This window comes from Schaalia canis (assembly GCF_003858455.1).
GTDB lineage: Bacteria > Actinomycetota > Actinomycetes > Actinomycetales > Actinomycetaceae > Pauljensenia > Pauljensenia canis.
Map to the genome: position 1 here is coordinate 50,091 of NZ_RQZF01000009.1, position 12,019 is coordinate 62,109.

At 57.3% G+C, this 12,019-nt stretch carries 12 protein-coding genes; 5 read left to right on the forward strand and 7 right to left on the reverse strand.

What is annotated here, in order from left to right:
* Positions 1 to 5 precede the first annotated feature (5 nt).
* On the forward strand, positions 6 to 641 hold the full coding sequence (locus tag EII11_RS08075) for a holo-ACP synthase (protein ID WP_240623111.1): 636 nt from the start codon (positions 6 to 8) through the stop codon (positions 639 to 641).
* A 78-nt stretch (positions 642 to 719) separates the two neighbouring features.
* Here the strand turns inward: EII11_RS08075 and EII11_RS08080 are convergent, their stop codons facing one another.
* Together EII11_RS08080 and orn are read right to left on the reverse strand one after the other, a co-directional pair.
* Positions 720 to 1,406 (reverse strand): single-stranded DNA-binding protein, encoded by a 687-nt coding sequence (locus EII11_RS08080; RefSeq protein ID WP_124871297.1) that lies wholly within the window; start codon positions 1,404 to 1,406, stop codon positions 720 to 722.
* Positions 1,407 to 1,622: 216 nt separating this feature from the next.
* Positions 1,623 to 2,276 carry an oligoribonuclease gene (gene orn, locus EII11_RS08085; protein ID WP_276310961.1) on the reverse strand — a complete coding sequence of 218 codons (654 nt, stop codon included), beginning with the start codon at positions 2,274 to 2,276 and terminating at the stop codon, positions 1,623 to 1,625.
* A gap of 190 nt (positions 2,277 to 2,466) precedes the next feature.
* On the opposite strand from orn, the gene ilvA reads away from it, so the two are divergent.
* A complete protein-coding gene (gene ilvA / locus EII11_RS08090; RefSeq protein WP_124871299.1) occupies positions 2,467 to 3,756 on the forward strand; it encodes a threonine ammonia-lyase IlvA in 1,290 nt (429 codons plus the stop codon).
* 16 nt (positions 3,757 to 3,772) lie between these two features.
* Here the strand turns inward: ilvA and EII11_RS08095 are convergent, their stop codons facing one another.
* Complete coding sequence (locus tag EII11_RS08095) at positions 3,773 to 4,213, reverse strand: winged helix-turn-helix domain-containing protein (RefSeq protein WP_124871302.1); 441 nt, start codon at positions 4,211 to 4,213, stop codon at positions 3,773 to 3,775.
* Positions 4,214 to 4,859: 646 nt separating this feature from the next.
* On the opposite strand from EII11_RS08095, the gene EII11_RS08105 reads away from it, so the two are divergent.
* The 3 genes from EII11_RS08105 to EII11_RS08115 all read left to right on the forward strand — a co-directional run bounded on the left by EII11_RS08105 (position 4,860) and on the right by EII11_RS08115 (position 6,933).
* Positions 4,860 to 5,444 carry a hypothetical protein gene (locus tag EII11_RS08105; RefSeq protein ID WP_124871305.1) on the forward strand — a complete coding sequence of 195 codons (585 nt, stop codon included), beginning with the start codon at positions 4,860 to 4,862 and terminating at the stop codon, positions 5,442 to 5,444.
* Positions 5,404 to 5,991 (forward strand): hypothetical protein, encoded by a 588-nt coding sequence (locus tag EII11_RS08110; RefSeq protein ID WP_124871308.1) that lies wholly within the window; start codon positions 5,404 to 5,406, stop codon positions 5,989 to 5,991. The genes EII11_RS08105 and EII11_RS08110 overlap by 41 nt, the downstream gene beginning before the upstream one ends.
* A gap of 189 nt (positions 5,992 to 6,180) precedes the next feature.
* The gene (locus EII11_RS08115) at positions 6,181 to 6,933 is read left to right on the forward strand and encodes a sulfite exporter TauE/SafE family protein (protein WP_165867122.1); all 753 of its coding nucleotides are present in this window, start codon (positions 6,181 to 6,183) and stop codon (positions 6,931 to 6,933) included.
* Between the two features lie 195 nt (positions 6,934 to 7,128).
* On the opposite strand, the gene EII11_RS08120 is transcribed toward EII11_RS08115, so the two are convergent.
* The 4 genes from EII11_RS08120 to EII11_RS08135 form a co-directional block, all read right to left on the reverse strand.
* Positions 7,129 to 8,124, reverse strand: coding sequence for an ABC transporter substrate-binding protein (locus tag EII11_RS08120; protein ID WP_124871312.1), 996 nt, complete (start codon positions 8,122 to 8,124; stop codon positions 7,129 to 7,131).
* Positions 8,125 to 8,214: 90 nt separating this feature from the next.
* On the reverse strand, positions 8,215 to 9,237 hold the full coding sequence (locus EII11_RS08125) for an ABC transporter permease (RefSeq protein ID WP_124871315.1): 1,023 nt from the start codon (positions 9,235 to 9,237) through the stop codon (positions 8,215 to 8,217).
* A complete protein-coding gene (locus tag EII11_RS08130) occupies positions 9,234 to 10,769 on the reverse strand; it encodes a sugar ABC transporter ATP-binding protein (RefSeq protein ID WP_124871318.1) in 1,536 nt (511 codons plus the stop codon). Before EII11_RS08130 ends, EII11_RS08125 begins: the two co-directional genes overlap by 4 nt.
* 40 nt (positions 10,770 to 10,809) lie before the next feature.
* The gene (locus EII11_RS08135; RefSeq protein WP_240623112.1) at positions 10,810 to 11,862 is read right to left on the reverse strand and encodes a Gfo/Idh/MocA family protein; all 1,053 of its coding nucleotides are present in this window, start codon (positions 11,860 to 11,862) and stop codon (positions 10,810 to 10,812) included.
* Positions 11,863 to 12,019: the final 157 nt, after the last annotated feature.

The following is a 12,019-nucleotide window of genomic DNA, read 5'->3' on the forward strand; positions in this document are numbered from 1 at the left end:
CCCACATGCCTCTCTTGACACGCGCCTTCCCTCCCCCTTCCTTTCTCTCTCCTTCCTCCCCTGATCTTCCTTTTCCTGCCCTGTTGTTCCTGTCGGCTGCGTTCTGTGATGCCACCACCGCAGGAAGAACTACTGAGGCGGTGCGTGTTAGGTTTATCGACATGATCCTTGGGATTGGTATCGACGTGGTTGACTGCGAGGCCTTCGCTGAACAGCTTCACCAGCCAGGTTCGGTGTTTACCTCACAGGTGTTCACCGCCCGGGAGTGGCGGACAGTTGCCAGGCGCCTGGCAGAAAAACATGGCCTTTCTTTCCAACCAGGCGCTCCCCTGCCCTTGCCTGCCGTGCCTCATCTGGCGGCGCGTTGGGCCGCTAAAGAAGCCGTTGTCAAAGCATGGTCGGCTGCTCTGTACGGCACGGCGCCTCCTCTTGGTGAAGATGAAGTGGATTGGCGCGAGATTGAGGTTGTCCACGACCAGTGGCACAGGCCAGCAATCCGCCTGCACGGGCAGTTTGCGCAACGTGTCGCTGAAAGCCTGGGCGGCCTGGGGATCAGCGGTGATGCGCTCCGTTGGCATCTGTCCTTAAGCCATGACGGTTCCAGCGCAATCGCCAACGTCCTTCTTGAAGCCCAGGGCTGACCAGCGGAAACTCCGGCGGCTGCGGAACGCTCTAGCGAGATCCTGCCAGGTCAGGAAGGAACAAGGCAGGAGTCCGTCTTAGGCGGCACCTCCCTGGACGGCTGAATCATCGTAGGAACCGTCAAAGACGGATGCTGCCCCGCGAGCTGCCACAGCATCCGTCGACTCCCCAACATGCGCATCACTGACAGCGCTGTTGCTCATCTCGTCACCCTGTTTCTTACCAAAGAGGAAATCAGCATCGTCAACATCTGCCCGATGCTCCCCAATATGGGTGCGTTCAACAGGGACTTCCTCACCGGCCACGCCCTCGTCCTTCCCGTCGGAACTGGGCGCTGCGGTTGCCTCGTCTGTCACCAGAGAGTCGCTACCGCTGGCGGTGTTGTCATTCGCATTGGGTGCCTGGCCGCGTTTAAAGAACATGGCGCTCCCCATGGACAGGTCATGGCCAACAGCACTGGCGTTAATGACGATCTCACTATGGATCTGACCGTTGGAATCCACCCACGCATTTGACACCGGCCGCCCGACAACAATGACGGGTTGGCCTTTTGACAGCGAGGTCGCAATATTTTGCGCGAGTCGATCCCAGGCCCTCACCGTGTACCAACGCGGCTCCAGATCCTCGTAGTCGCCAGAATCAGTGCGCCTCCACTGAGGGACCGCAATTCGGAAACGAACCACGGGCACACCCCTCGTCGTCCGTGATGATGTGAGGTCTGAGCCGATGCGTGCCCGGAAAGTCAAGGTTGATGAATCGGTCATGATGCTTCTCTTTTCGCGTGGTGTTTATCTGATGGACGCCCTCATCCGAGGGCTTCTTCCACTATGGATAAAGCTGAAGCATTGACCGCGCTCTCCGTCCTTAAGCTGTGGAAAACGCGAATCCCTCTTTGGCGCTGTGGATAAGCTCCAAAGAGGGATTCAGCTCCGGTGGATAACTGCGCGAAATAAACGCCAGCGGCAACGAGCGAGGCCGCCTTAGAGGGCTTCCTGGGGCGCGTCTGCAGCAGTGGCCAATTCGGGAATACCCAAGGCCAGAGCTTCTTGAGCTGCTTGACGGGCATGCTCGCGTGTGATCGGCTGAGCAGGGAATAGTGCGCGGCGATAGTATTCCAGTTCTTGGATGGAATCGAGAATGTCAGCCAGTGCGCGGTGCCCTCCGTGCTTGACGGGCGATTCTTCAAAAGCATGGCGGTGCCAGCGCTTTGCCAGCTCCTTCACCGATGACACGTCGACAATCCGGTAGTGCAGATGGTCGATCACCTCGGGCATATTCGCCTCAAGGAACATCTTGTCCGTACCAACGGAGTTTCCTGCGAGCAGTGCCTTGCGTGGGCAGGGGACGAAACGCTGAATGTAGGTGAGTACCTGACGTTGAGCCTCTTCCATGCTGATCCCCTGGGCGAGGTCGTCAAGCAGACCCGACGAGGTGTGCATCTGACGGACGAAGTCGCTCATATTGTCCAGGGCTTCCTGGGGAGGAGCAATAAGAATGTCAATGCCGGGGTCAAGGATTCGCAGGTCTCCGTCGGTCACAACGACAGCCACCTCGATAAGGGCATCTGTGCTGACGTCAAGGCCGGTCATTTCACAATCGATCCACACCAGGGGATCTTTTACACGCGTACTCACCCTCTTATCCTACCGCTGGCTTAGGAAAGAACATGTCGCCATCGAAAGGGAACTAGGGCACGACGAGCGTCATAATGCCCACCGGAGCGCGCAGGTCTGCTTGTCAACAGCAATATGAACGCTATGAGCCGGGCAATGGCAACGGGGGTTAAGATTTGTGCACATCATTGTCGTTTCTGGAGGAGAACCCATGACGTCGCTGCCAGCCCTTCCCGTCACCCCCGCCCACATTGACGAGGCAGCGCAGATTCTTCGCGGCGTGGTGCATCAGACGCAGTTAGATCGTTCTGAGCGCCTGTCAGATGCCCTGGGAGTCCCTGTTTTCCTCAAGCGTGAGGACACTCAAAAGTGCCGTTCCTTTAAGGTTCGTGGCGCGTACGCGCGCATGTCAGCGTTGAGCGCGGCGCAGCGCCAGGCGGGCGTGGTGTGTGCGTCGGCTGGTAACCATGCGCAGGGCATTGCGTACGCCTGTTCGCAGTTGAAGGTACGCGGCACGATCTTTCTTCCGTCAAATACGCCCAAGCAAAAGCGTGACCGTATCCAGACTATTGGCGGGGATTGGGTAGAGCAGGTCATTGTTGATGGCACTTTCGATCGCGCGAATGCTCTGGCGCAAGAAGCCGCCCGCACTTCGGGTCGCGTCTATGTTCATCCTTATGATGATGCTGGCACTATTGCCGGTCAGGGGACGATTGCTGCCGAACTGTGCGAGCAAATGCCAGAGAACACCTCGTGCGTGCTTGTCCCTGTTGGCGGTGGCGGTCTGTTGGCGGGTATTGCCACCCTGTTGAAGGCGCAGCGCCCTGAGATCCGTGTGATTGGTGTTGAGCCTGCGGGTGCTGCCTCTATGCGCGCTGCCCTTGATGCGGGTGAGCCTGTGACCTTGCCTGGCGTTGATCCTTTTGTTGACGGTACGGCTGTGGGGCGCGCAGGTAGTGTGGCTTTTGACATTGTTCGCCACTTGGTTGACGATGTCGTGGTTGTCCCTGAGGGGGCAGTGTGCACCGAGATGCTTGATCTTTACCATTCTGATGGTGTGATTGCTGAGCCTGCTGGCGCTCTGGCGTCAACGGCGGCTCGCAACTACTTTGCAACACCCGAACAACGCGCTCTTTTGACGGGCTCTGCATCGGGGGCGATCGTATGCGTGACCTCGGGTGGAAATAATGATTTGACGAGGTATGCCGAGGTTCAAGAGCGCTCGTTGCGTCATGAGGGCCTGCGGCATTACTTCCTGGTGACCTTCCCCCAGCAACCGGGGGCCTTGCGCATGTTCTTGGCCGATGTTCTGGGCCCTGGCGATGACATTGTCCACTTCCAGTACACGAAGAAAAACACTCGTGAGACGGGTCCGGCGTTGGTGGGTATTGACCTTTCAAGCCGCGATGATATTCACGGCTTGCGTCAGCGTATGGAGGATTCTCCTTTGCATGTGGAGGAAGTACCGGCCGATTCTGAGATTTTCCGCCTGCTGATCTGAGCGCAAGGGGTACGCTTCAGGCGGCGAGGGCGATGCGGCGCGCGCGGGCGTGGGTGGCCACAATGGCGATCGTTGGGGAGGTATTAAACCGATACCCGGCGCCCCGGACGGTCGAGATGAGATCAGGGTCGTGGAGTTTGACGCGGAGCCGTCGGATGTGAGCGTCCACGGTTCGTGATTGTGCGTCGAGGTCGCGGTGTGCCCACACGGTGGAGAAGAGTTCGTCGCGAGAGACCGCATGATCAGCGTTGAGCGCGAGGTGTGCGAGGAGAGCGAATTCCTGGGTGGTGAGTTCAATGTCTTCGCAGTTGCGGCGAACTCGCTTGCGATCAATGTCGACGGTCAGGCTTACCTGAGTGAGGGTAAGGCCTGCGAGGATATCGAGGAATTGTTCGTAGGTGGTGTCTGCTGCGGAGTCGAAAGTACAGGTGTCTTCGGGCGTGTAGACGAGGGCCATGACGGTGTATCCAATTTCTTTTGGCGCCGAACCCTGAAATCACGCAACAATGCGCACAAAAGATCTATGGGGAGTCGGTTCGGCTGTGACGGACGTGGGACAGTCGGTCACATACACATTCGTGCGCATACGCCACCCATGAGGCGGCATGTCGGCGTCACGAAAGCTGTCATGACACCAAGTGTGAGTCTCCACCATGGATCAAGCAGAAGATGCCCATATAGTGAGATTCCGTAAAGCGCGCCCTCACAAAGCTTTTCTGTGCTCCTGTCGTCGCAACATCTTTCGTGTTCTCAGCGTCCCGCAGTCGGCTCATCTTCGTTCTGACCAGCTCATTGTTCTACCTTCCGCGAAGGCGCTAAGCTAGGGGTGCCTACTTTGTGGGCGCTTCACACACCAGCCTCCGTAGCTCAATGGATAGAGCAAGGGCCTTCTAATCCCGAGGTTGCAGGTTCGAGTCCTGTCGGGGGTGCTATCGCAGATCACCACTGGTTTCAGGGCATTCCTGACCAAATATCATCTTTTTCATGTGACAATACTTCTATTTCCATTACCTAAAAGCCTTCACGATCCTTCGTCTCACTGATAGGGTAGTGATGTTCAAACCATGCGGGTCGCCCCTGCGCCCGCGGAAGGAAATGACATCATGTTCAAGAAGTTTGGAGCGGCACTGGCTACCTGCGCCCTTGCCGCCACACTCGGGGTTGTTGCAATCCCCGGCGCTTTGGCCTCATCTGAGCCAGCAGTTCCCGTCGTTAAGCTGACGGCAGCAACGTGCGCAGACAAAAGCACTCACCTTTCAGTAACGGGCTTTGAAGCTGACAGCAATGCACAGCAGCAATACCGCTTCGTTGTTGAGGTTGAAGGACTAGCCAAGCCACTCAAGCAGCTTAACGGCGCTGAACGCAAGAGTGTTCTGACCGGAGAAACAAACGCTGCGACAATTTTTGGTGAATCCAAGCTCGAGGCAATGTATGGCAAGACTGTCACCATCAAGAGCTACTGGTTTAACACCGGTAAGAATGGAACCTTTAAGTTCCCCGTTGATCGTCAGGTTGCTAACTTCACGACAATGGCCGGCGATAACATGACCAAGATGGTTCCGCTGGGCGCTTCAAACACCCTCACCCTGGTTGACCCAGCAACACTGAACTGCACTCCGGCTGGTCCTGCTCCTAAGGACAGCGCAGATGACATTACCGTCCCCACTTCTCACTGCTGCTCAGTGTGAGGCTGGTAAGGCTACCGATAACCTGATGACGGTGGACAAGGCTCAAAAGCACGCCAACTACCGTTTCGTCGCCACCTACGACGGTAAGAGCATTTCCCTCAAGGAAGAGCTTCGCAACAAGCTGTGGGCCGAAGGCAAGCTCACCGCTAGCGACATCAAGGCCGCCTACCCCACCTTCGTCTTCGACTACACCAAGCCGCTGATGGTGCAGGCTTACTGGTTCGATGCAGAAAAGGCTTACGCCCCCGCCCTGTACGACACCGCACTTAAACTCACTGTCGGCGACTCTGCTCGTTTCATCAAGCGCGGCGAGGCCAAGACCCTCACCCTGGTTGACCCAGCAACACTGAACTGCAGGGCGCTTCTAAGCCGGATGACAACCAAACTCCCAAGAATCCTCAGACTTCGGAAAAGCCCAAGGCAGACTCGAAGGCAAAGGATCCGAAGAGCACCTCGGTCAAGCCTAAGGTTGCCAAGACTGGTTTCGAATCCACCTTGCTCTCTCTTGTTGCTCTCCTTGCTCTCGGTGGCGGAGCGGCTGCCATGATCACTCTGCGTGCACGCACACGTCAGTGATTCATCGCTGGGTATTTGACACCCGGATATAGGTGAGGGGAATGCCGATGGCATTCCCCTCACCTATTCTCTTATTTGCTTGCTCTTCCCAAGCTCCCTCAATCTCCTTGCCTCTCGTTTATCTCCCTCGTCCGCCCACAGGGTCCACTAGTATTCCCTTATGCTGCCTCTGTACGATCTGAGCCCCGTTGCTTGGGGCGTTCTTATGGTTGCGGCATTTCTTATTGGGATTGCAAAGACTGCGCTACCGGGTCTTGTCACCTTTTCTGTGGCTCTCTTTGCTGCGATTCTTCCAGCACGAGAATCCACAGCGATTATGCTCGGCCTCTTACTGGTGGGGGATCTATTTGCCATTTGGCTATACCGCCACCATGTGGATTGGCTGATACTTCGACGCCTCATTCCACCGGTTCTCATAGGTCTATTGTGTGGGGTTCTCATTGTGTGGCTTCTGAACAGTGAGCAGCTTCGTCGCCTGATCGGCGTGATCCTTTTACTGCTCACCGCAGGGACCCTTATTCTTTTAGGTTCCACACGGCATGATGCTCAATCTTTTTCGCGCAGCACGCCCACACGCTGGTTCTATGGCGGTCTTGGGGGCTTCACGACGATGGTGGCAAATGCTGGCGGGCCGCCAATGACCTTATATTTTGTCGCTTCTGGGATGGATATGGTTCGTTTTCTCGGCACCCAGGCATATTTCTTTTTTGCCGTGAATCTGATGAAGATTCCCTTCCAGTACAGCCTGGGGTTGTACTCAGCGACTTCTCTTTCAACAGCTCTTGTCTTGCTAGCTCCTCTCCTTCTTGGCATTGCTATTGGGCGCGCATTCATTCGTTCAATCAAGCCAGAGATTTTCACTCCCCTGATTGTGTCTCTCACCGTCGTGTCGTCGGTGTACCTGCTTGTGTGATGATCCCTTGTTTAGTTTCAGCGCCTCATGCAGCAATGGCGTAGTACGCGAGCCTTCGCAGGTTTTCTCTTTGCAGATAGCGATGCCCGCCACCGGGTTCTTCCGGTGGCGGGCATCGCGTTTCCATCACCCCGTGGAGTCAATCACGGGAGACTATGAGAAGGCTTGTATTTGGGGAGGAGGTCCTCCCACCGATCACTCGTAAACAGCCTTCTGAATATCAGGATCGTCAAGGTTGTTGGCGTCGTACCAGTAGAAGCCCGAGTCAGTGAACTTCTCCAGTGTTTCACCCTTGAGAACCTTGTCGACCGAGACAATGGTGTCGTAGCCCATCTGGTAGGGGTTCTGGGTGATCGAACCGGCGATCACGCCTTCCTTGATAAGTTCGAGCTGGGGCTTGCCGGAGTCGAAACCAACAATCTTCACGCCGGTGCGACCCGCAGTCTTAGCAGCCTGAGCGGCGGCTACAGCGCCGTCATCATCGGTAGCGAAGAGGCCAGCGAGGTCAGGGTGTGCCTGCAGGATTGCGCCTGCCTGCTGCTGGGCGACTGCCTGGTCAGAGTTGTTGTACTGAACCTCGACAACTTCAATGTCAGGGGCGTTGGCCGCCAGCCATTCACGGAAGCCTTGTTCGCGGTCCTGTCCGGTCAGTGACGTTTGCGAGTGGCAGATGATGGCGACCTTGCCCTTCTTGCCGATCAGGTCTGCCAGGTTCTTTGCGCCCTCTGCTGCGGCTGCCTTGTTGTCGGTGGCGACCGTGGTGAGCGGGATGTCAGAGCCGGGAACACCGGAGTCGAAGGCAACAACAGGGATGCCTGCGTCAGCGAATTGCTGCAGCACAGAGGACTGCGCGGTGGAGTCCAGGGCAGCGAAGGCTAGAGCTGCGGGGGTTCGTACGAGAGCCTGGTTGAGCTGGTCGTTTTGGCGGGTGACGTCGGTTTCGTTGTCCGGGCCATTGAAGGTGACTTCATAGCCGAGGTCCTTGCCTGCAGCCTCAACGCCAGACTTGACGGCAGCCCAGAAGGGGCTGGCGTAGCCCTTGGCGACGACAGCAATGGACTTGTTTGTTCCGTCTGCTGCAGGAGCGCCTGAGGCACCCGAGCTGGAACCGGTGTCGCCCGAGCATGCGCTCAGACTTGCGGCGGACAGCGCCAGTGCTGCTACCAGTGCGAGCGGCTTAGTGAGCCTCATAATCTTCCTCATTTCTCTTGTCAGGCCAGCCCATGCTGGGCACTGAAATCGGGGGGCGGCGGGAATGCCGCGCTGTGGAATGGTGGATAGTTATTGGTCGCGGCGGCGGGTATCGAGGTAGACCGCGGCGAGGACGACAGCGCCGAGAAGAACCTTCTGCCACTGATCGGGGATGCCCATGAGCACTGCGCCATTGCGGATGGTGGCGATGAGGATTGCGCCGATCACTGAGCCGAATACGGAGGCTTTGCCGCCGCGGAGGGAGGCGCCACCAAGGACGGCTGCAGCGATGGCGTACATTTCGTACGACTGACCAACGTCTGGTTTGCCAGAGGCGAGGCGGGATGCCATGAGCACACCGGCGAGGCCGGTGAAGGAGCCGGCAAGCATGTAGACGCGGAACTTCCAGCGTTGGACGTTGACGCCGGACAGTCGCGTGGCTTCCTCATTGGACCCCATTGCCAGTGCGTAGCGGCCAATGAGGGTGCGGTTGAGTAAGAATGCTGCGATGAGTGCAGCAATGAGGATGAGGTACATGGCGTTCGTCAGGCCGAGGGTGCGTCCTTGTCCGAGTTCAAGGAAGGCTCCAAATTCGGTGAGTGGGATGGCGGAGGTTCCTGAAAGCACCATGGCCAGACCCCAGGCGACGAGCATCATGGCGAGGGTGGCGATCATGGGCTGCATGTTGAGGTAGGCGACCATGAGGCCATTTGCTGCGCCGAGGAGTGCACCAGAGGCGATGCCGACGATGACGCCGATGAGGATGCACAGCCACAGGGGAAGGCCTGCTTCTAATGACCATTTCATCGCTACCGCTAGGCATACGCCGGTGAAAGCAATACCGAAGCCGGGCGTCAGGTCGATGCCGCCTGTGGCGATGACGAAGGTCAGGCCCAAGGCAAGAAGGATGTAGACGGAGGCGTCAAGGAGTAGTGCGGAGAAGTTGTTGACCTGGAAGAAGTAGGGGCTTGCCAGGGAGAATCCGATAATCAGGATGATTTCGGAGACGAGTACCAGCACTTGGGAGGCGTGTCGACGGAAGTACAACATTGCCCCGCTGGGACGTTGAGCGTCTGATGCGGCCGAGGCGGCGGAAGTGGGGGTGGTGCTCACGCTGACTCCTTAATTGTGCTGGCTCCCTGCCCGGTGGCGAGGGTCATAATCGAGTTTTGGGCGGCTTCTTCGTTTGTCAGGATGCCGGTGACTCGGCCTTCCCACATGACGACAATGCGTTGGGACAGACGAAGAACTTCGGGGATCTCTGAGGAGATGACGATGATGGATTTGCCTTGGGCGACGAGTTCGCCAAGCAGGTCGTAGATTTCATCTTTCGCGCCGACGTCGATACCTCGTGTGGGTTCATCGAAGATGAGGACTTCACAGTCTCGGGCGAGCCATTTTGCGAGGACGACCTTTTGTTGGTTACCTCCAGAAAGGTTTTTGGCCCGCTGGTGAACCGAGGGGGTTTTGACGCGCAAGCGTTTGCAGTAGGCCTCAGCGACTTCTTCTGCCTTTGAGTCGTCAACGATGGTTGCCCGCGACCAGATCCTGTACGAGGGCAGCCCCGTGTTGATAATGAGGTCCTTGTCGAGAAGCAGGCCAAATTGTTTGCGGTCTTCGGAGAGGTAGGCGATCGATTGGCGTACAGCGTCTTCGGGGCTCTTGATCGTGACTTGTTTGCCCTTGATGATGATCTCGCCTGCACTGATGGGGTCGGCGCCGATGAGGGCGCGGGCGACTTCGGTGCGCCCAGCTCCAACGAGTCCTGCGAATCCGAGGATTTCACCGCGTTTAAGGTCGAAGGAGACGTCCTTGAGAAGGTGGCGGGTTGAGAGTCCTCGTACTTCGAGAACGGTTTCTCGTCCCTCCGGTAGGGGCTCTGGGCGAATATTGGACACAATTTGTCGTCCAACCATTCGCTCAATGATGTCGTCAATCTCAAGATCGTCGGCGGAGTCTGTGGAGATCCATCGTCCGTCACGCATGACAGTGATGGCATTGGAGACTCGCTTGATCTCTTCCATGCGGTGCGAGATGTAGACGATGCCGGTGGTAGGCGAGACGAAGTCCTCCATGACTCGGAATAGGGCTTCGACTTCACGTTGGGTGAGGGCGGCTGTCGGCTCATCCATGATGAGGACTTTGGCCTCGAAGGACAGGGCTTTAGCGATTTCCACCATCTGCTGGTTGGCGACGGTAAGGTGTCCAACCTTCACTTCGGGATCAAGGTCAAGGCCAATCCTGTCGAGCAACTCTCGCGTTTCGGCAAGGAGTTTCTTGGGTGAGAGGGTGAATCGGGTTCCTGTCCAGGGTTCACGCCCGAAGAATATATTCTCAGCGACCGTGAGGTCTGGCATGAGGTTCAGTTCCTGGTGGATGATCGAGATGCCCTTGTTTTGGGCGTCGAGTGGCCCGTTGATGCGGGTTTCTTGTCCGTCAAGGAATACGCTTCCAGCGTCGGGAGTGTAGATTCCTCCAAGGACTTTCATCATTGTGGATTTGCCGGCGCCGTTCTCACCGACGAGGGCGTGTACCTCTCCTGGGCGCAGTGCGAACTGCGCGTCATCGAGAGCTAGCACACCGGGGAACTTCTTTGTTATCCCTTTTGCCTCAATGAGAGGCACCACAGTGGTATCAATGGCCATGTGGGCTTTCCTTTTCTCTCGTGTGCCGCGGGGTGATGGTTCAGTGCTGACGGATTTCGGACACCTTGACGGGGCGTCCTTCTTCACGGGACTTGCCTACCGCTAGGGCGATGTGAAGTGCTTCGAGTGCGTCTTCGATGGGGCAGGGGCTCGGTGCCTTGCTGCGAACAACATCAACGAAGGCGCGTAACTCAACGTCGTAGCAGTGACGGAAACGGGCGATGAAGTCAACCCATGGCTCGTCGTCGGGGAAGGTCACTCCAGGTTCGACGCTGACAAGGGGCACTTTAGGTTCGAGGCCGACGGTGGCGTTGGCTTTGGTGCCGGAGATTTCCATGCGCACGTCGTAGCCTTGGCCATTGTTGCGCGAGGTGTGAGCGGTGACGAGGGTGTCGTCGTCCATGCGCAGGACCGCCACTCCCTCGTCAACGTCTCCGTGAGTGCGGAAGTAGTCAGCTCCGCGGACAGCTCCGAAGGCAAATACTTCCTCAACTTCCCGTCCGGTGATCCAGCGCAGGATGTCGAAGTCGTGGATGAGACAGTCGCGCCAAATACCGCCTGATTCTGCAACGAAGTATTCGGGGGGTGGGTTTTGGTCGCAGGTCATCATGTGCACGCGGTGCACGTCGCCGAGTTCGCCGCTGTGCACTCGGCGTCGCGCTTCAGTGTAAGCGGGGTCAAAACGTCGCTGGAATCCGATTTGCGAGGCGATGCCGGCCTCTTGGACAGCTTGGATGCAACGCAGCGTGCCGTCAAGGTCAACGGCAACCGGCTTTTCACAGAAGAAAGGAAGCTTTGTTTCTGCGCAGCGAAGGATAAGCTCTTCGTGGGTGGCAGTGGGAGTAGCAATAACGACACCGTCGTAGTTGTCGGGATGGGCAAACACGCTCTCAGGAGTTGCATGGTTGATGCTGGCTCCTGGATGTTGGCTGGCAAGCTCGCTGGCGACACTGTGAGCTCGCTCAGGATCAGCATCACAGATTGTCAGGTGTATGTCAGGAATTGTCACTAAGGCTGCAGCATGCCCGACACCGATACGCCCCACTCCAAAAAGAGCGATACGTGTCATCGTGTGACTCTGTTGCTGCGTCATCAACAGCCTCCTTGTGTCTTGCTCAGTCCTCACATCCGCCCCCCTTTGGACGAATGTCAGTTTTTCTGGTGCTTTGAGCGACTTCAGCGCCCACTCCTGGAGGCGCTTCTCTAGGGAGTCGTTCATTGCATCCCGTAGCGACATCTACCCTGATGCC